A 19,889-nucleotide genomic window follows, 5' to 3' on the forward strand; every position below is an offset into this window, starting at 1 on the left:
ATTTATTTATTTTTCATTATACTAAAAAATCAATGAAAAGTCAGTGGACTAAAAAAGCAACTATTTTAATTAATAGTTGCTAATTAGGTTATTTTAAAATGCCAATTTTATGGTAGGTATTAGCAAGTTTCACAAAGTCACTCACCGTTAATCTTTCGGGGCGAACGCCTGGATCAATGTCTAATTCTGCCAAACCTTTTTTGACCTGCTCCTTTATTTCTGGACGCTTCCCAAAAACACTTTGTAAATTATTCCATAACGTCTTACGACGATGAGCAAAACACCCGCGAACAAAACCCATGAATGACTTATCATTGAATGCTTGATCATTTCGATGGTCATAACTAGTTAATGTTACGATTGCGGAATCCACGTTCGGTGATGGGATGAATGATTTTCTAGAAACCTGCATTGGCACTGTCACCCGATGCAGATATTGCACAATTACAGAAAGGGAGCTATATGCCTTCACACCTGTTTTGGCGCATAATCGATCGGCAACTTCCTTTTGCATCATCACCACAATTTTAGAAAAGTCAATCGGGCCCTTTAATAAACTTAAAATAATTGGAGTAGTAATGTAATATGGCAAATTGGCAACCACCTTGACATGTTCGTTGCTACCAAACTCTTGATCGATCATCTCTGGCAAGTTTGCCTTTAAAATATCTTGATTAATGATTTTAACGTTATCATATTGATGTAAAGTATCATCTAGAACTGGTAATAAATTTTGGTCTAATTCGTATGCAACGACCTTATTCGCCCGCTTGGCCAATTGCTCAGTTAAAGACCCAATTCCAGGTCCAATTTCAATTACATTATCTTCCTTTGTGATTTCTGCGGCATCCACAATCCCGACTAAAATATTTAAATCGGTCAGAAAATTTTGTCCCAAACTTTTCTTTGCAGAAAGGTGGTAACGATTCAATATCGCCTGAGTTCTGGCTGGGCTCCCAATTGCTGGTGTTTCTGTCATTATTGATCCTCCTTGATTTGCTTCATTGCGGCATCAAATTGTTGGGGGGTGATTGAAAACATTTGCAGTCGTTTTCCGAGTCGCTTCCCGTTTACATATCCGATGTTCAAAATATCACATAACTTTTGCCGTCGTTGCTTGGCTCCTGGTCCCCCTAATAGGTTATATTCCAATAACACACGTTCTGGAATCAGCGGCTCTGCGGTTGGATTTTCAGTATACAGATTCGCAAGCGCCTCTCTAATCGTATCCATAGAGGCATGTTCGACGCCCAACGAGCCATGGTGATGATTAGGGGTTGCTAAATTGCGCTTGATGAAGGCATGCTTAGCATCTGGAACCGCTTTGGCAACGATCTTTCGAATTCGTTCACCAGAAAAATCAGGATCAGTAAAGATGATGATTCCCCGTTGTTCAGCAATCTTTTTGATCAATGCAATCGTTGCATCATCAATGGCTGAGCCCCTAGTCTCTAAGGTATCAGCGTTCACAGCCATCTTAATGCGGGTAGTATCATCTTTACCTTCCACCACAATTACTTCTTTAATTTTTTTCATTATTCCTCGATTCCGAACAAGCGTAACGTATTACGGTAAGTTGCATCAGCAACTACGTCTGGAGTCGTATCGCGATACCTAGCAATTGCTTCGACTGTATAGAGTGTATAGCCAGGTTCATTTTGCTTTCCACGGTATGGCTCTGGTGCTAAATATGGAGCATCAGTTTCCACTAGGATTTTATCCAGTGGGGCTTTAGCAGCAGCTTCATGGATTTCACGGGTCTTTTTAAAGCTGGCAACCCCACTAAATGATAGTAACATCCCCAAGTCGATAAACTTCTGTGCCCATTCAGGATCACCATTAAAGCTGTGCACGATTCCATGGGTCGCACTGACATCGGTTGATTTAATAATATCGTAGGTATCTTTGAACGCATCCCGATTATGAACAGAAATTGGCAGCCCTGCATCCTTTGCAATTTCAATTTGGCGTTTGAAAACACGGCGTTGGGTGCTTTGCTTCACTACGTTTTGGTGGTAATCAAGGCCGATTTCACCAACGGCAATGACCTTTGGATCCTTAATTTGTTCGATCAACTCCGCTTCGGCAGCTTCATCAAAGTCATTGGCCGATTCTGGATGGTAGCCAACGATTGCATATAAATTATCGTATTGGTGGGCTAATTCAATTGCTAAGCGATTTAAATGTTGATCAGAACCAACGATTGCCATCTTAACTACCCCTAACCTTTGGGCATGGTCGATGTATTGCTTAGCATCGGGATATAAAATATCATCATTCAAGTGGGTATGGGAATCAAAAATCTTCATAAAATCTCCTCCAAAACGAAATTAGCCATTAATCAAATTGATTGAATGGCTAATTTAGGGTTTTCATTATTCTAAAGTAGCCCCGTTTTCGAAGCTTTCAGGAAGGGTCGCTAATTCAATTGAACCATCCTTGTGTTCAACGGAAAGTAACATTCCCTGACTGACTTCACCACGCATTTTACGAGGCTTTAAGTTCGATACGGCAATTAGTTTCTTACCAACTAATTTTTCGTAATCTGGGTACCACTGTGCAATTCCTGAAAGGATTTGCCGATATCCTTGATCACCCGCATCTAATTTGAACTTCAATAGCTTATCCGAACCTTCAACGGGTTGGACTGCAACCACTTCAGCAACCTTTAATTCGACCTTATCAAAGGCTTCGTAACGAATTGCTTTTTTAGTTAACGTTAATTCAGTCGTATCTGGGTCGAAACTGCCTTCAGCAGCAGCCTTTTGGGCTGCCCGCCCCTTCGTTTTATCAGACTTGGTCATTTGCCCCTTGATAAATTCAACTTCAGCTTCCACATCAAGCCGTGGGAAGATTGGAACACCCTTCTTGATTACCTGGGTGTTTGCTGGTAAATCAGCGATATTCAAGTTCGTTAAGTCGAACGAATCGCTTGGCAAGCCAAGTTGTTCAGCAATCTTTTTAGGAGCTTGTGTCATGATTGGACTAACCAAGAAGGCAATTACCCGTAAACTAGCGGCCAAGTGGGCCATCACGGAGTCTAATTGATCCTTATCAGCAGCAGCATCGCTTTTGGCTAACGACCATGGTTCAGTTTGGTCAATGTACTTATTGGTTGCAGCTACTAACTTCCAAACTGCAGCTAGTGCATCGGCAAAGTGAACGGAATTCATTTTTTCCTTGAACTCGGTAATCGATTCGGTTGCGACTTGTTCCAAAGGTTGGTCAAATTCTGTCACTGCTGACTTAAATTCTGGGACGGTCCCGCCTTCGTACTTGTTGATCATCGCAACTGTCCGATTCAATAAGTTTCCTAGGTCATTGGCAAGGTCATAGTTGACCCGATCAACGAAGTCTTCTGGCGTAAAGACCCCATCGTTTCCATAAGGCATGGAACGAAGGAGGTAGTAACGCGTAGCGTCTAGCCCGTAACGTTCGACCAATGTTTCTGGATAAATAACGTTGCCCTTAGACTTGGACATTTTACCGTTCTTCATTAATAGCCAACCGTGGCCAATTACGTGCTTAGGTAGTTCTAATCCCAATGCATGTAAGATAATTGGCCAGTAAATCGTATGGAAACGAACGATTTCCTTCCCTACCATTTGAACGTCAGCGGGCCAGTACTTCTTAAATAATGAATCATCATCAGAACCGTAACCCAGGGCAGTGATATAGTTAGTCAAGGCATCGATCCAAACATAAACGACGTGCTTAGGATCACTCTTAACAGGAACCCCCCATTTAAATGAAGTCCGTGAAACGGCAAGGTCTTCAAGGCCTGGCTTGATGAAGTTATTGATCATTTCATTCATCCGCGCTGATGGTTCAATGAAATCTGGATGATCACGATAGTATTGAAGTAACCAATCAGCGTATTTACTCATCTTAAAGAAGTAACATGGTTCGTGAACCAATTGGACTTCGTGACCGCTTGGTGCCTTTCCACCAGTTACATTACCATCATCATCCTTGTAAACCTCGGATAATTGGGATTCAGTGAAGTATTCTTCATCAGATACGGAGTACCAACCAGTGTATTCACCAAGGTAAATATCCCCATTATCTTGTAATTTTTGGAAAATCTTTTGAACAGCTGCAACATGGTAATCATCAGTCGTTCTAATGAACTTGGTGTTTGAGATATCAAGGGTCTTCCAAAGCTGCTTAATGCCATCGGCCATTTTATCAACGTAAGCCTTGGGCTCCATCCCTAATTTTTCTGCTTTTTGTTCAATTTTGAGTCCGTGTTCATCAGTTCCAGTTAGGTAAAAAACGTCATACCCCGTGTAACGTTTGAAACGAGCTAATGCGTCACACGCAATCGTTGTGTATGAATTTCCGATGTGTAATTTACCAGATGGATAATATATTGGAGTGGTAATATAATAAGTTGGTTTTGCCATAGATGATGCTCCCTTTCTGAAGCGGCAGCCGCTAGTTAATTATTTTTCATTATAGCATAACTGCCGTGCTTTAAAATAAATCTAGTTGTTTTGGTGCTAATCCAGTAAAATGTAGCCCTAATAAGGATTGTAACTTTAAGGCATTGGGGGCCGCATCTTTGCCAGAATTGTTATTAAAAATAATACATACTTCTCTTACTTGGGAATCTAAATCACGAACGATATTCGCTAAACCAGCTAGTTCATGATCATTATAATGATACAAAGTCCTGCGCTTGCGCCAATCTCGGCCTTGATTGAACCAGCCTTCTGCATTGCGCCCATGAAGCCGAATAAATACTAAATTTGGGTTAGTAATTAGTGGAACGAATGGGACGCCATCATTTAGATTATGGGGCTCATCCACAATGGCCAATGTCAAATGCAATTGCTTTAAGCCGTGAAACAGCCGATTAATAAATGGATTTTGATACCAAGAAGGATGCCGAAACTCGACCGTAATCGGCAACCCAGGGAGGTGGTTAGGAATGCTTGCTAAGTAGGCAAGGTTTTCATCACTGACCTTAAAAAAGGGCGGAAATTGAAATAAAACCGTCTTTAGCTGGTGGGATTCAACCAATGGCTTAATCATTGCATTAAATTCAGTAAAAACCTGCCAACGAGTTGGTAAAGAAACCGCATCTGGACTTTTTAAGTCATGTTGAGTCATCAAACGATTCGCCTTCACCACAAATTGAAACTGACTAGGGACTTGTTTAATCCAATTATCAACTGTGGTAATTTTGGGAATCGCATAAAATGGAGTATCAACTTCAACGGTCGGTAAAAAACTCGCATACTCATTTAACTTCGGTGGTTGATTAGTATTAGAAAACAAGGGATGATCAGACCACGTTGTTAAACCAATTGTAATCATTAAACTCGCAGCTCCTTAAAGAATTTAACCGCATCCCCTTGAATCATCTTCAAGGGAATCCCTAAGTCTAGTTTTTCTTGATTGATTGCGATAACCGGTGCACTGGGGTTGCGATACTGAAGTAGCCCTGCAAATGGGTAGACACGCATTGAAGTCCCTACAATTACGATCAAGTCGCTTTTAGACATTAAATCAACACTGTTTTGAACCCTATCTGGATCCAATCCTTCATCATACAAAACAATTCCAGGACGTAATACACCGCCACAATCCTTATGAATCGGACTATTCAAATATTCATGCCAATCAACTGATTGATGACACTTTTGGCAAGTAACATCATATAAATTACCATGAAATTCAATTAGGTGGGTGGCATGTGCAACGTTATACAAATTATCGACGTTTTGTGTAATGATGCTAGCACGGTCCTGATTCGTTAACGCCGCCTGCTTTTCATGAATTGCATTGGGTTTTGCATCTGGGTAGTACATATTATTTTTCACAAACGAATAAAATTTATCAGGCTCATTTTGCAAACAAGCATGACTTAAATAGTATTCAGCGGGTCGTCCATCGTTATCCTGTTCATATAACCCATTTTTAGAACGATAATCTGGAATCCCAGAAGGAGTTGATACCCCCGCCCCAGTTAAAAAAACAATTCGCTGCGATTGATCAAATACCCTTTGAACATCTGCATCCATATTTGACGCCCCCCAAATTAATTAACGAATAATAAATGGCATTTTAAGTTCCTTGAACAAGTCTTTGACGCTTAAATTGTAAAGTCGTTTAAAATAAGCTGGACTATCATCCATCCCTGTTGGTGATGGAACAACAAATGAATTTTGATCATCGACCTTACTAAAGCCAACGTAGGCTCTTCGATTGGTGACCTTTTCGTGCAGTTCAGAATGAAAAATTTCAAACATTTGATTTACTTTAAGGTTTAATTGGCGTTCTGAAAGCACACTGGTAATCGTTGTAAAGTCCTTATTATTTAATGGTGGTAAACCCCACGCCTTTAATTGATCATCAAACAATCTGAATAATTTAACAACGTTTCTACGCAAGCCAAATGGTGAATCAGTTGGCTTAACAGTAATCTGTTTATAAATTTTTTGAGCAGCAGCTAGTGAAACTGGATAATCATGCTTCAATTCGTCAACAACTGTATCGAAATGATCTCCGTAAAAGACCATTGCATCCAAAAGGGTTAGTAATCTTAATGACATTTCATCATCCAGTTCCTTAGGTTCTGGTTTGATGGTTTCCTTAATTCCCTTTAGATACATAGCTTCAATATCAGCATTGATCAATTCATGTTTGCGTTGTTCTGAAACAACAACAAAGTGAGAAACAATATCAAATAATTCAGTTCCCATTGCTTGCAATTGATCATCTAATTCTGGATTACCAGTAGTTAATGAGAAAAAAATCTGGGGAAAGCCCCGTAAAGTCATTAACAAGTGCAACAATTCATGTGAAGCCGTGTAGTTAGGAGCAGATAAATCTGAAATTTGTACATAAATATTTTTACCTTCCTGAACTACTTGTGCTTGATCATGTCTTACATATCCTGATTGTAGGCGACCAATAAATTGAACCTCGATCTTACCAGGAAAAAATTGATTCACAACGTTGATCAAACTTTGGGTCTGTTCATTTAAATTAATATCTTCTGGTTCCAAGTAATTTCAACCTCACTTATTAGATTTTCTGATTTGTTGAATAATTGAACGAGCATCTTCAATTCCAACGTTCTTAATGGTTCTTAATTTTTTTACAACTGGCGCAATTTCCGATGGAGTAGCCCCAGCGCTAATTGCTAATGAATTTAATTGCAGTGCCATATGCCCCTTTTGGATTCCATCCGTCACGATTGCCTTCAGGGCAGCTAAATTCTGTGCCAAACCAGTTGCTGCAATTAACTGCATTAACTCACGTGCATTTTTAACCTTAGCAATGGACTTATTAATCTGAACAAGTGGAAAGACCTTAGTCGCCCCACCAACGAAACCAACAGGCATTGGAACAACCATCTCGCCAACTAGTTGGTTATTAATAATCTTCCAGTGGCTTAATCCGCGGTACTGTCCATCTTTTGCTGCATAGGCATGAATCCCACTTTCAATTGCACGCCAATCATTACCCATTGCAATCGTTACTGCGTCGATTCCGTTCATAATGCCCTTGTTATGGGTCGTTGCGCGATATGGGTCAATTTGGGCAATATGGCTAGCTAAACCAATTCTAACAGCAACTTCTTGTCCCGTCATCCCGGGGGCACCTAATTGATCAAAGTCAATTCGGCCAGTTACTTTGACCAAACTTTTTGTCGCATAATTGGATAAGATTTGCATTAAAACAACTCCGGGTTGTTGTTCATTGATGGTTGCACCCAGTTGTTCTAACATCGAATTAATAATGTTTGCACCCATCGCTTCAGATACATTAACGCTCAGATCAATCGAATAATCATCCTTATCCAATGCTCGCACGGTAACTTCGGTAGCCCCACCACCATAATTACTAATGCTCGGGTGGGCTGAATCAGCTAGGGCAATCAAATTCCCCTTATGATTTTCAATCCATTCCAACAGCGCTGAGCTAGGTTTATGCAAAATTACCTGACCAATCAATTCCCGATTAATTACTGTTGCCGAGATCCCATTCTTTCTGAGCATCCGTGCCCCGTTGCTGACGGCCGCGACTACAGATGGTTCTTCAGTCACCATGGGAATGGCATGCTCAACGCCATTGACCATTAAATTAACCCCTACGCCTTCAGGTAACGAATAATCAGTAAGATAGTTTTCGATTAGGTGGGCATCAGTATCGTTTACATGATCCTTAATCAATGACCGTGCGTTTTCATCTAAAGATGCGTACTCCCCAACAACTGATAACCTATCAGCATATGATTTACGATAAAAATGTTTAAATATATTATCCATAAATAAAGCTTCCACCTTTGCAATTGCTCCCCACAATCAGGAGCATTTAAAACAACTAATGTTTTTGGTTTGATTTCATGTGGCGTAAATATTCATTAATTAATCCCTCACGGACCCCGCTATCAGCAAAGATGACCTGCTTAGAATTAATTCTGTTAATAATCGAGACCAATGGTAATAATCCACCAACGATAATATCGGCACGATCGGACTCTAACCCTGAAATCTGTTTGCGTTGTGCATTATCCTTTGCGATCAATAGCTCGAATGTTTTTAAAACCTGTGATTGCCTTAATTGATAGCGATTTAAGCGGTGCGAACGATTTAGGTGCTGGTGGTGCTGATTGATTCTTGCCAACGCCCTAGTTGCGCCACCAAGTAAGACTAATGGATAGTGATAAGCCCATTTCAGCCAGAAAACTCGATGTAGTTCTTGTTGGATATAACACTCTGCTTTGAATAAATCAGATGATTTAATATAACTATTTAAATGGTAATGTTCTGAAATACTTACCGCTCCCATTGGAAGGCTAATTAAATTCTTTTTTTTATGGTTTTGAACTAGTACTAACTCCATACTGGCCCCACCAATATCAACTAAAATATAATTAGACTCCTTGATGTTGTTTACAACCCCTAAATAGTCATAATAAGCTTCCTGATTTCCAGATAAAATTTTAACCCGCAAACCAAGGGTATCACGAACCTGTTTTAAAAATGTATCTTGATTATTAGCTTGGCGGACCGCAGCAGTAGCAATGACTTTCACATGCGCATTTGGGTATCCCTTATAAACATTTTGGAAATTTTGTAACGCATTAATTGTCCGCTTAATCGCTGCTGGTCTCAACATTTTTTCTCGACCCATCCCTTCGGATAGTCGACTATCATTTTTTAATCTTTTAATTTCATGATATGATCCATCATTTTCAATTTGATTAATGGCCATTCTCACTGAATTGGAACCAATATCTAGAATTACAAAATTTTCCAATTTAAACACCCTTCTTTAAATAATGTTTTAGTTCAGTGATTATTTAAAGTAATTAATCCCAATTGCATCCCGAACTTCTTGAAGGGTTTGATTAGTAACCGCTTGGGCCCGTTCACTCCCTGCCTTTAAAATATCATAAACCGCAGTGGGATCCTTTGCGAATTCTTCTCTACGTGTCCGAATTGGTTCTAGTTCTGCTTGAAGGACCTCGTTCAAGTAACGCTTAATCTTTACATCACCAAGTCCACCATGTCTATATTGTTCCTTTAATTCACTAACATGGTCTTGATCCTTTGCAAAAATATCTAAGTAGGTGAAGACGGTATTGCCTTCAACTTTTCCAGGGTCTTCCACATGAATATGGTTCGGGTCAGTATACATGGACATAACCTTCTTTTGAATCGTGTCTGGGTCATCTGCCAGGTAAATGGCGTTACCAAGTGATTTACTCATCTTAGCATTACCATCCAGTCCAGGAATCCGTCCCATTTCTTTTGGTGGGAAGTAGCCTTCTGGTTCAACTAAAATATCCTGTTTATAAATTGAATTAAATGAACGCACGATTTCACGAGTTTGTTCAAGCATTGGTTCTTGATCAGCTCCAACTGGAACTGTATTAGCCTTAAAGGCAGTGATATCAGCAGCTTGGCTTACTGGATAGATGAAGAAACCAGCTGGCACACTTTGGCCGAAGTTTTTTTGTTTAATTTCGGTTTTAACAGTTGGGTTACGGTTTAACCGTGAAACTGTAACTAGATTTAAGTAGTGCATCGTCAATTCATCTAACGCTGGTAATTGTGACTGAACACAAATGGTAGATTTCTTAGGGTCAATGCCAACTGCTAAGTAGTCCAGTGCCACTTGAAGTAAACTGTGTTGAATTTTTTCTGGATCACGAGCGTTATCGGTTAACGCTTGCATATCTGCAATTAATAGATAGGTGTCATATTCACCTGAGTTTTGTAAAGCAACCCGATTTCTAAGAGAACCAACATAGTGTCCAATGTGTAACTTGCCGGTTGGGCGATCACCAGTTAAAATTACCTTTTTTTCTGTCATCATAAATCATCCTTTCTAAAAAAAGGCGTGCTACTGGATGAATATCCAATAGGACGCCTTTAACGTGGTACCACCTATGTTGCGAGAGTTAAAACCCGCCACTCTTTCCGATAAGGAGGAACCCATTCAACCATTTCATTTCCCCTAATCATTCTCAGCATCTATGATCTCTCTGAAGGTGGGGCAACTACTTTTTTAACATTTATAATCATCTAATATTTTAATTGATTACTAATTTAATGTCAAAGTGAGTTTAATTGACATTTAAGCATTTTAAACCTAAAATTATTGCACGTTGAAAAGAATTTGAAGAAATGGAGGAATGATCTTGGAACCCGGTGAATATGAAAAAGAGGAAGCCCGTGTTGAATCAATTGTTAAAAAAATTACGAAACGAATTCAAAAAACTAAAGTTGATTTAAATAGAGCTCACCAAGAAACTGAAAATGTTCAGCAAAATTATAGTGCCAATACGTCTGTTAACTACTTTGAAGTTGACGATCGAATTGAAACGAGTGCTGAACTACAACAACAAAGAGGATTAGTTAACCGAGATATTGAAAATGAAGCAATCATCAAACGACACTTAAACACGTTAAAGGATTTAGAAAATTCTCCCTATTTTGGGCGCATTGATATTCTTGATGATGGTGATACAAAACCAGAAAAACTTTACATTGGGACAGCATCATTTGTTGATGATAATCAAAATTTTTTAATCTATGATTGGCGGGCTCCTATTTCTAGCATCTATTATAATGGAACCCTGGGCAAGGTTAGCTACACTACTCCTGCGGGGCGTTTCTCAACCGAATTAATAAAAAAGCGTCAATTTCAAATTAAAAATGGCAAAATTGATAATCTGTTCGATACTAATGAAACCGTTGGCGATGAAATGCTTCAACATGCATTAGGTGAACAAAATGATGAGACAATGCAAAATATCGTTGCTACGATTCAAAGTGAACAAAACGATATTATTAGGGATACGACTAGTGACCTATTAGTTGTCCAAGGGGTCGCTGGATCAGGAAAAACATCAGCAATCCTCCAAAGAATTGCATTCCTACTTTACCACAGCAGAAGTTCGCTAGTGGCAGATCAAATCGTGTTACTTTCACCCAATAAACTGTTTAGTCACTACATTTCAGATGTGCTACCTAGTTTAGGGGAACGCAACATGCGACAAGTTACGCTTGCTGAATTTTTTAACCATCGATTTGAGGGATTAAAAGTTCAATCAATTTTTGATCGTTACGAAAATCAACAATCATTAAGTAATTCCCAACAACAGATTCATCAGTATAAAGATAGTGATAAATTCATGAATGCGTTATCAGATTATGTTTCTGATATTTCAGCCGATCAAATTCAATTTAGTTCAATTTTATTTAGGGGCAATCCATTCTTTACTGCTGAAGATATTCGCGCAATTTATGAACAATACCCAAAGAGTATGCACACATCACAAAGAATCTTAAAAACTAAAAACCAACTTATCAGAACTTTAAAAAGAAGAATTAAAACTTCAATCCACGATCCATGGGTAAATGATGAACTAGAAGTTTTAAGTGAAGAACAGATTCGAACCATGATGAAGGGAAAGCAGCTCCGTGAATTCCAAAGCCAAGATGACGAACGGGATTTTCTAGCACAGAAAATCGTTAAACGTGAATACCGAATTATTTATGATGCAATTTTTAATAATAATTTTTTTGATCCATATATTCAATATGTCGATTTTCTAAATAACTTAGCGCTTCCTGCAAATATCGATAATAAAGAATGGCAAGCCTCTATTAAGAAGTTTTCAGAAGACTTAGAAAATCATAAATTAGGTTTGGAAAATGCTGCACCGCTCCTATATCTACGTGATTTAATTACAGGTGAAGGTAGAAATCGTGCAATTAAATATTTGTTTATCGATGAAATGCAGGACTACTCAATTGCTCAATTAATTTACTTGCGATTTATATTTTCAAATGCCAAATTTAACCTAATTGGTGACAGTGAACAAGCTTTATTTAAAGAAGTTGAATCCCCTAAAGAACTGCTAAATAAACTTAACGATGCGTTTGGCACTAATCATTCTAGGCTCATAACGTTACGTAAATCCTATCGATCGACTTATCAAATCACAACATTTGCTAAGTCATTATTACCAGATGGAAATGAAATTGAAGCATTTAATCGTCAAGGACCACTTCCTGAAATCATTGTTAGATACAATGATCAAGAAGCATTAGCAAGTTTAAAATCATCCGTTAAAAAACAATTAGCTGATAATGGAACTGTTGCTATTATCACTAAAAATATGAATGATGCTAAGTTTATCAACCACAATCTATACCATAGTTTTAAAACTAATATTCTAGATGATGCTGATCGCACCTTACCGAAGGGAGTAATTATTTTGCCCGTCTATTTGGCAAAGGGATTAGAATTTGATTCAGTAATCGGTTGGAATATTTCTAATGATAACTTTAATAGCACTGATTTAATTGGAACGCTTTACACGATTTCAACAAGAGCAATGCATAACTTAATCTTAATCAGTGTTGGTGCAGTTAGCTCGCTAATTACAAAATCCAAAGTCCCGAAAGAAGTATTTAAAATTGACCATCAATTAAGCTCACATAGCTAATATTAAAAAAACTGCCGTCCCCACTAAGAGTTAGTAGGGACGGCAGTTTTTAATTAAAGCCGTTTCCGGGATTTGAACCCGGGACCTCTTCCTTACCATGGAAACGCTCTACCTCCTGAGCTAAAACGGCATTTAAATATTAAAATAAAAAAGACCTTCGTAAAAAACGGAGATCTTTTTTGTTTGCGTGGCAACGTCCTATCCTTGCAGGGGGCGATCCCCCAACTACTTTTGGCGCTCAAAAGCTTAACTTCTGTGTTCGACATGGGAACAGGTGTATCCTTCTGGCCATCATCACCACACTATTTATCTGTGAGAACTTCGTTCTCTCAAAACTAGATAATATTTTATTCTTCCGTGAGAACAACCTTACTTGGTTAAGTCCTCGACCAATTAGTACTAGTCCGCTCCATGCATCACTGCACTTCCACTTCCAGCCTATCTACCTGATCATCTTTCAGGGGTCTTACTTCCATAAAGGAATGGGAAATCTCATCTCGAGGTGGGTTTCACACTTAGATGCTTTCAGCGTTTATCTCATCCATACATAGCTACCCAGCGATGCGCCTGGCGGCACAACTGGTACACCAGCGGTATGTCCACTCCGGTCCTCTCGTACTAAGAGCAGCTCCTCTCAAATTTCCTACGCCCGCGACGGATAGGGACCGAACTGTCTCACGACGTTCTGAACCCAGCTCGCGTACCGCTTTAATGGGCGAACAGCCCAACCCTTGGGACCAACTACAGCCCCAGGATGCGATGAGCCGACATCGAGGTGCCAAACCTCCCCGTCGATGTGAACTCTTGGGGGAGATAAGCCTGTTATCCCCAGGGTAGCTTTTATCCGTTGAGCGATGGCCCTTCCATACGGTACCACCGGATCACTAAGCCCGACTTTCGTCCCTGCTCGACCTGTATGTCTCGCAGTCAAGCTCCCTTCTGCCTTTACACTCGTCGAATGATTTCCAACCATTCTGAGGGAACCTTTGGGCGCCTCCGTTACTGTTTAGGAGGCGACCGCCCCAGTCAAACTGCCAACCAGACACTGTCTCCCACCACGATTAGTGGTGCGGGTTAGAGTGTTCATACAGCGAGGGTAGTATCCCACCAATGCCTCCATCGAGACTAGCGTCCCGACTTCTATGGCTCCTACCTATCCTGTACAAGCTATACAAACACCCAATATCAAGTTACAGTAAAGCTCCATGGGGTCTTTCCGTCCTGTCGCGGGTAACCTGCTTCTTCACAGGTATCTCAATTTCACCGAGTCTCTCGTTGAGACAGTGCTCAGATCGTTACGCCTTTCGTGCGGGTCGGAACTTACCCGACAAGGAATTTCGCTACCTTAGGACCGTTATAGTTACGGCCGCCGTTTACTGGGGCTTCGTTTCTGGGCTTCGCCGAAGCTAACTCATCCACTTAACCTTCCAGCACCGGGCAGGCGTCAGCCCCTATACTTCATCTTACGATTTTGCAGAAACCTGTGTTTTTGATAAACAGTCGCCTGAGCTTTTTCACTGCGGCTGCACGTAGTGCAGCACCCCTTCTCCCGAAGTTACGGGGTCATTTTGCCGAGTTCCTTAACGAGAGTTCACTCGCTCACCTTAGGATTCTCTCCTCGACTACCTGTGTCGGTTTGCGGTACGGGTAGTTAACTACTAACTAGAAACTTTTCTCGGTAGTGTGACATCAACGACTTCCCTACTAAATTTCGGTCCTCATCACACCTTGTCAATACGGTATTAAGCATTTGACTCAACACCTGACTTAGTGCTTGAACATCCATATCCAACAGGATGCTACGTTTAGCCTCCTACGTCCTTCCATCGGTCAAACATAGTTAACTAGTACAGGAATCTCAACCTGTTATCCATCGCCTACGCCTCTCGGCCTCGGCTTAGGTCCCGACTAACCCTGGGAGGACGAGCCTTCCCCAGGAAACCTTAGTCATTCGGTGGATCAGATTCTCACTGATCTTTCGCTACTCATACCGGCATTCTCACTTCTAAGCGCTCCACCAGTCCTTACGGTCTGGCTTCATTGCCCTTAGAACGCTCTCCTATCACGCAACATAAGTTGCGTCCACAATCTCGGTAATATGCTTAGCCCCGGTAAATTTTCGGCGCAGAATCACTCGACTAGTGAGCTATTACGCACTCTTTAAATGGTGGCTGCTTCTGAGCCAACATCCTAGTTGTCTATGCAACTCCACATCCTTTTCCACTCAGCATATATTTAGGGACCTTAATTGGTGGTCTGGGCTGTTCCCCTTTCGACGGTGGATCTTATCACTCATCGTCTGACTCCTGGATATAAATCAATGGCATTCGGAGTTTATCTGAATTTAGTAACCCAAGACGGGCCCCTCACCCAAACAGTGCTCTACCTCCATGATTCTCGACTCCAAGGCTAACCCTAAAGCTATTTCGGAGAGAACCAGCTATCTCCAAGTTCGTTTGGAATTTCACCGCTACCCACACCTCATCCCAGCACTTTTCAACGTACACGGGTTCGGCCCTCCGGTGTGTTTTACCACACTTTCAGCCTGGACATGGGTAGATCACCTGGTTTCGGGTCTATCACAACATACTATGGCGCCCTATTCAGACTCGCTTTCGCTACGGCTCCGACTTTTCATCTTAACCTTGCATGTTATCATAACTCGCCGGTTCATTCTGCAAGAGGCACGCTATCACCCATTAACGGGCTCTAACTGCTTGTAGGCACATGGTTTCAGGAACTATTTCACTCCCCTTCCAGGGGTGCTTTTCACCTTTCCCTCACGGTACTGGTTCACTATCGGTCACTAGGGAGTATTTAGCCTTGGGAGATGGTCCTCCCGGATTCCGGCAATGTTTCACGTGTATTGCCGTACTCAGGATCCTGAACTGAGGGAATTAGATTTCGTCTACAGGGCTATCACCTTGTGTCGCAGAACTTCCCAGATCTTTCGACTATCTAATTCTTTGGTAACTCAAATGTTCAGTCCTACAACCCCATCGAGTAAACTCGATGGTTTGGGCTGTTCCCCGTTCGCTCGCCGCTACTGAGGGAATCGAATTTTCTTTCTCTTCCTGTGGGTACTTAGATGTTTCAGTTCCCCACGTCTGCCTTTCAATGAGTATGAATTCGTCATTGAATAATAAACGATTAAATTTATTGGGTTTCCCCATTCGGAAATCTCCGGATCAAAGCTTACGTACAGCTCCCCGAAGCATATCGGCGTTAGTCCCGTCCTTCATCGGCTCCTAGTACCAAGGCATCCACCATGCGCCCTTAATAACTTAACCTATTACCACGTAGTGGTATTTGGTTAATTGAGTAAATACGAATAAAACTAATTTAAAAAACTCAAAATAACGCGGTGTTCTCGGTTGAAATTGTATTTAATACAATTCAATAATTTGGAAAAATTAAAATATTATCTAGTTTTCAAAGAACCAAGTTTGAGAGTAGACCTCTCAAAACTAAACAAAACTATGACTGTGCAAGGTTCCGAATTATTCCTTAGAAAGGAGGTGATCCAGCCGCAGGTTCTCCTACGGCTACCTTGTTACGACTTCACCCTAATCATCAGTCCTACCTTAGGCGGCTAGCTCCTCAAAAGAGGTTACTGCACCGACTTTGGGTATTACTAACTCTCATGGTGTGACGGGCGGTGTGTACAAGACCCGGGAACGTATTCACCGTGGCATGCTGATCCACGATTACTAGTGATTCCAACTTCATGCAGGCGAGTTGCAGCCTGCAATCCGAACTGAGAACGGCTTTAAGAGATTAGCTTGACCTCGCGGTTTCGCAACTCGTTGTACCGTCCATTGTAGCACGTGTGTAGCCCAGGCCATAAGGGGCATGATGATTTGACGTCGTCCCCACCTTCCTCCGGTTTGTCACCGGCAGTCTCACTAGAGTGCCCAACTTAATGCTGGCAACTAATAATAGGGGTTGCGCTCGTTGCGGGACTTAACCCAACATCTCACGACACGAGCTGACGACAACCATGCACCACCTGTCATCCTGTCCCCGAAGGGAACGGCTAATCTCTTAACTTTGCAGGAGATGTCAAGGCCTGGTAAGGTTCTTCGCGTAGCATCGAATTAAACCACATGCTCCACCACTTGTGCGGGTCCCCGTCAATTCCTTTGAGTTTCAACCTTGCGGTCGTACTCCCCAGGCGGAATGCTTAATGCGTTAGCTGCGGCACTAAAGGGCGGAAACCCTCTAACACCTAGCATTCATCGTTTACGGCATGGACTACCAGGGTATCTAATCCTGTTTGCTACCCATGCTTTCGAGCCTCAGCGTCAGTTACAGACCAGACAGCCGCCTTCGCCACTGGTGTTCTTCCATATATCTACGCATTTCACCGCTACACATGGAGTTCCACTGTCCTCTTCTGCACTCAAGTTTCTCAGTTTCCGATGCACTTCTCCGGTTAAGCCGAAGGCTTTCACATCAGACTTAAAAAACCGCCTGCGCTCGCTTTACGCCCAATAAATCCGGACAACGTTTGCCACCTACGTATTACCGCGGCTGCTGGCACGTAGTTAGCCGTGACTTTCTGGTTAAATACCGTCAAAGCTTGATCATTTCCTATCAAACTTGTTCTTCTTTAACAACAGAGTTTTACGAGCCGAAACCCTTCTTCACTCACGCGGCGTTGCTCCATCAGACTTGCGTCCATTGTGGAAGATTCCCTACTGCTGCCTCCCGTAGGAGTATGGGCCGTGTCTCAGTCCCATTGTGGCCGATTACCCTCTCAGGTCGGCTACGTATCATTGCCTTGGTAGGCCATTACCCCACCAACAAGCTAATACGCCGCAGGTCCATCCTAAAGTGATGCAAACGCATCTTTCAAACAAAAACCATGCGGTTTTTGTTGTTATGCGGTATTAGCACTTGTTTCCAAATGTTATCCCCCGCTTTAGGGCAAGTTACCTACGTGTTACTCACCAGTTCGCCACTCACTTCGATGTTAAGTCAAGTTAATGCAAGCATCAACTATCATTAACGGAAGTTCGTTCGACTTGCATGTATTAGGCACGCCGCCAACGTTCGTCCTGAGCCAGGATCAAACTCTCATCTTATGATGAAAAGCTTAACGTTAGCTCTTCTTAATATTTGTTACTTTTTAAAGCGAATTGACTTCGCATAAGTTTTTTGTACTTCATTTAAAATGAAGTTCCTTACACATTTTTTGTCATAATTTTGTTCAGTTTTCAAAGATCTACTTTTGCGCGTCGCTCTTAACGACAACTATTTAATAATATCAAATTGCTAACTGGATGTCAACGATTTTTTAAAATTAATTTTGAACAACTTTTGAAAGTTGTTAGTCGAAATGAATAACGCAAGTAATAATATACCGCGTTCAAACTTTAATGTCAACATAAAAAATAAAATTAATTTGAAATGACTTTGCTAAATAAAAAATGGGCCATGGCTAAATTATTAACCATGGCCCATTAATCAAAATCCTACTTAGTAACTCGTGCTAAGTAGTAACGCTTTTTACCTTTTCTAACAACTACGAATTTACCATCAAAATTATCGTTCGGGTTAATTACTGCTTCAACATCATCAACCTTTTCACCATTAATTCTGATCGCACCATTTTTGACATCTTCCCTAGCTTGTCTTCTTGATGGTTCAATTTTAGTATCATCAACTAACCATTGAATAATATCATTTGGTTCAGAACTAACGTCGACACTTGGCATGTTCTTAAAACCTTGTTCAACTTCACTTACGGTTAAATTCTTGATTCCATTTGTAAATAAAGCTTTGGTGATATTTTCAGCTTCTTCAACTGCCTTTTCACCATGGACGAACTTAGTAACTTCTTCAGCCAATCTTCTTTGGGCTTCGCGTTTCTTAGGTTCTGTTTTCACCTTTTCAGCCAACTCTTCAATCTCTTCATGACTAAGGAACGTAAAGTACTTCAAGTACTTCACAACATCCCGATCATCTTGATTGATCCAGAATTGGTAAAATTCGTATGGAGTTGTCTTTTCAGGATCTAACCAAACTGCTCCACCTGCAGTCTTACCAAACTTAGTTCCATCAGACTTAAGCATCAATGGAATCGTAAGCCCGTATACCTTCGCATCGGCGCCTTCCATCTTGTGGATCAGGTCAGTTCCAGAGGTAATGTTCCCCCATTGATCAGAACCACCAATTTCAAGTTGTACGTCGTTGTTCTTAAAGAGATGTAAGAAGTCCATCGATTGTAAAATTTGGTAGGTGAATTCAGTAAATGAAATCCCAGCATCCAAACGACTAGCAACGACTTCCTTATTCAACATCGTATTCACGTTGAATACCTTTCCGTAATCACGAAGAAAGTCTAGTAGCGTGAACTTGGAAAGCCAATCATAGTTATTAACAATCGTAAAACTACCGTCTTGGCCAAATAGCTTGGTCATTTGCTTAGTTAAGGCTTCTTCATTATGTTTAACTTGGTCCATCGTTTGTAGCTTTCTTTCAGCCTTTTTACCACTAGGATCACCAATTGAACCGGTTGCCCCACCCACTAAGATCACTGGATGGTGTCCCGCTAATTGAAAACGCTTTAAGATCATGAATGGAATTAAATGCCCAATGTGCATACTGTCACCAGTTGGGTCAATTCCAGCGTATAGTCCGATTTTATTTTCATTAACTAGTTCGTTCAAACCTTCTGCATCCGTTTGTTGATTAATGGCGCCACGCCACTTTAAATCATCGATAATATCCATTTCATTTCCTCCTTAAGATAACAAAAAATCCCCTACAGCTTAATAAGCCATAGGGGACGAAAATAGTTCCGCGGTACCACCCAAGTTATCATTTATAATGATCACTCTAACCATTAATAACGAAATGACTCGGCAAATATGCACGCTCCATAGGTGTAATTTCTCAAATGAAT

The 19,889-nt window shown here is 41.0% G+C and carries 12 protein-coding genes, 1 tRNA gene, 3 rRNA genes and 1 other annotated feature (1 of these 17 cut by a window edge); of the genes, 1 reads left to right on the top strand and 15 read right to left on the bottom strand.

Annotated features, from left to right (window positions below; translation table 11 throughout):
* Positions 1 to 88: 88 nt before the first annotated feature.
* The 10 genes from rsmA to trpS form a co-directional block, all read right to left on the bottom strand.
* Positions 89 to 979: a 16S rRNA (adenine(1518)-N(6)/adenine(1519)-N(6))-dimethyltransferase RsmA gene (gene rsmA / locus ACSYTJ_RS06190; RefSeq protein WP_491719757.1), complete on the bottom strand. Its 891-nt coding sequence runs from the start codon at positions 977 to 979 to the stop codon at positions 89 to 91.
* Positions 979 to 1,536 carry a ribonuclease M5 gene (gene rnmV / locus ACSYTJ_RS06195; RefSeq protein ID WP_491719758.1) on the bottom strand — a complete coding sequence of 186 codons (558 nt, stop codon included), beginning with the start codon at positions 1,534 to 1,536 and terminating at the stop codon, positions 979 to 981. The genes rsmA and rnmV overlap by 1 nt, the downstream gene beginning before the upstream one ends.
* Positions 1,536 to 2,309 (bottom strand): TatD family hydrolase, encoded by a 774-nt coding sequence (locus tag ACSYTJ_RS06200; protein WP_491719759.1) that lies wholly within the window; start codon positions 2,307 to 2,309, stop codon positions 1,536 to 1,538. Before ACSYTJ_RS06200 ends, rnmV begins: the two co-directional genes overlap by 1 nt.
* Positions 2,310 to 2,375: 66 nt before the next feature.
* Positions 2,376 to 4,406, bottom strand: a complete 2,031-nt coding sequence (gene metG, locus ACSYTJ_RS06205; RefSeq protein ID WP_491716726.1) for a methionine--tRNA ligase — start codon at positions 4,404 to 4,406, stop codon at positions 2,376 to 2,378.
* Between the two features lie 70 nt (positions 4,407 to 4,476).
* Positions 4,477 to 5,322 (bottom strand): DUF72 domain-containing protein, encoded by an 846-nt coding sequence (locus tag ACSYTJ_RS06210; RefSeq protein ID WP_491719760.1) that lies wholly within the window; start codon positions 5,320 to 5,322, stop codon positions 4,477 to 4,479.
* Positions 5,322 to 6,029 (bottom strand): NAD-dependent protein deacylase, encoded by a 708-nt coding sequence (locus ACSYTJ_RS06215; protein WP_491716728.1) that lies wholly within the window; start codon positions 6,027 to 6,029, stop codon positions 5,322 to 5,324. Before ACSYTJ_RS06215 ends, ACSYTJ_RS06210 begins: the two co-directional genes overlap by 1 nt.
* 21 nt (positions 6,030 to 6,050) lie before the next feature.
* On the bottom strand, positions 6,051 to 7,016 hold the full coding sequence (locus ACSYTJ_RS06220) for an IpaB/EvcA family protein (RefSeq protein WP_491716729.1): 966 nt from the start codon (positions 7,014 to 7,016) through the stop codon (positions 6,051 to 6,053).
* 12 nt (positions 7,017 to 7,028) lie between these two features.
* On the bottom strand, positions 7,029 to 8,282 hold the full coding sequence (locus tag ACSYTJ_RS06225; protein ID WP_491719761.1) for a hydroxymethylglutaryl-CoA reductase, degradative: 1,254 nt from the start codon (positions 8,280 to 8,282) through the stop codon (positions 7,029 to 7,031).
* 55 nt (positions 8,283 to 8,337) lie between these two features.
* Positions 8,338 to 9,276, bottom strand: a complete 939-nt coding sequence (locus ACSYTJ_RS06230; RefSeq protein WP_491716731.1) for a Ppx/GppA phosphatase family protein — start codon at positions 9,274 to 9,276, stop codon at positions 8,338 to 8,340.
* Between the two features lie 39 nt (positions 9,277 to 9,315).
* A complete protein-coding gene (gene trpS / locus ACSYTJ_RS06235; RefSeq protein ID WP_491719762.1) occupies positions 9,316 to 10,335 on the bottom strand; it encodes a tryptophan--tRNA ligase in 1,020 nt (339 codons plus the stop codon).
* 322 nt (positions 10,336 to 10,657) lie between these two features.
* On the opposite strand from trpS, the gene helD reads away from it, so the two are divergent.
* Positions 10,658 to 12,979: an RNA polymerase recycling motor HelD gene (gene helD / locus ACSYTJ_RS06240; protein WP_491719763.1), complete on the top strand. Its 2,322-nt coding sequence runs from the start codon at positions 10,658 to 10,660 to the stop codon at positions 12,977 to 12,979.
* A 57-nt stretch (positions 12,980 to 13,036) separates the two neighbouring features.
* Here the strand turns inward: helD and ACSYTJ_RS06245 are convergent.
* The 5 genes from ACSYTJ_RS06245 to tyrS all read right to left on the bottom strand — a co-directional run bounded on the left by ACSYTJ_RS06245 (position 13,037) and on the right by tyrS (position 19,716).
* A tRNA-Thr gene (locus tag ACSYTJ_RS06245) sits at positions 13,037 to 13,109 on the bottom strand.
* 55 nt (positions 13,110 to 13,164) lie between these two features.
* A 5S ribosomal RNA gene (rrf, locus tag ACSYTJ_RS06250) occupies positions 13,165 to 13,281 on the bottom strand.
* 71 nt (positions 13,282 to 13,352) lie between these two features.
* Positions 13,353 to 16,269: ribosomal RNA gene (locus ACSYTJ_RS06255) — 23S ribosomal RNA — on the bottom strand.
* A 221-nt stretch (positions 16,270 to 16,490) separates the two neighbouring features.
* A 16S ribosomal RNA gene (locus tag ACSYTJ_RS06260) occupies positions 16,491 to 18,066 on the bottom strand.
* The 16S, 23S and 5S rRNA genes sit together here with 1 tRNA gene alongside, the layout of an rRNA operon.
* Positions 18,067 to 18,456: 390 nt before the next feature.
* Complete coding sequence (tyrS, locus tag ACSYTJ_RS06265; RefSeq protein ID WP_491719764.1) at positions 18,457 to 19,716, bottom strand: tyrosine--tRNA ligase; 1,260 nt, start codon at positions 19,714 to 19,716, stop codon at positions 18,457 to 18,459.
* A 49-nt stretch (positions 19,717 to 19,765) separates the two neighbouring features.
* Positions 19,766 to 19,889: a binding site (T-box leader), on the bottom strand; it runs 75 nt beyond the window's last position.

This window comes from Nicoliella sp. ESL1113 (assembly GCF_058509245.1).

Excerpts from the sequence above, each read along its gene's own strand:
- helD (WP_491719763.1), top strand. The coding sequence starts at position 10,658 with ATGATCTTGGAACCCGGTGAATATGAAAAAGAGGAAGCCCGTGTTGAA.
- tyrS (WP_491719764.1), bottom strand. The coding sequence starts at position 19,716 with ATGGATATTATCGATGATTTAAAGTGGCGTGGCGCCATTAATCAACAA.
- ACSYTJ_RS06225 (WP_491719761.1), bottom strand. The coding sequence starts at position 8,282 with ATGGATAATATATTTAAACATTTTTATCGTAAATCATATGCTGATAGG.
- ACSYTJ_RS06215 (WP_491716728.1), bottom strand. The coding sequence starts at position 6,029 with ATGGATGCAGATGTTCAAAGGGTATTTGATCAATCGCAGCGAATTGTT.
- metG (WP_491716726.1), bottom strand. The coding sequence starts at position 4,406 with ATGGCAAAACCAACTTATTATATTACCACTCCAATATATTATCCATCT.
- trpS (WP_491719762.1), bottom strand. The coding sequence starts at position 10,335 with ATGACAGAAAAAAAGGTAATTTTAACTGGTGATCGCCCAACCGGCAAG.
- rsmA (WP_491719757.1), bottom strand. The coding sequence starts at position 979 with ATGACAGAAACACCAGCAATTGGGAGCCCAGCCAGAACTCAGGCGATA.
- rnmV (WP_491719758.1), bottom strand. The coding sequence starts at position 1,536 with ATGAAAAAAATTAAAGAAGTAATTGTGGTGGAAGGTAAAGATGATACT.
- ACSYTJ_RS06210 (WP_491719760.1), bottom strand. The coding sequence starts at position 5,322 with ATGATTACAATTGGTTTAACAACGTGGTCTGATCATCCCTTGTTTTCT.
- ACSYTJ_RS06200 (WP_491719759.1), bottom strand. The coding sequence starts at position 2,309 with ATGAAGATTTTTGATTCCCATACCCACTTGAATGATGATATTTTATAT.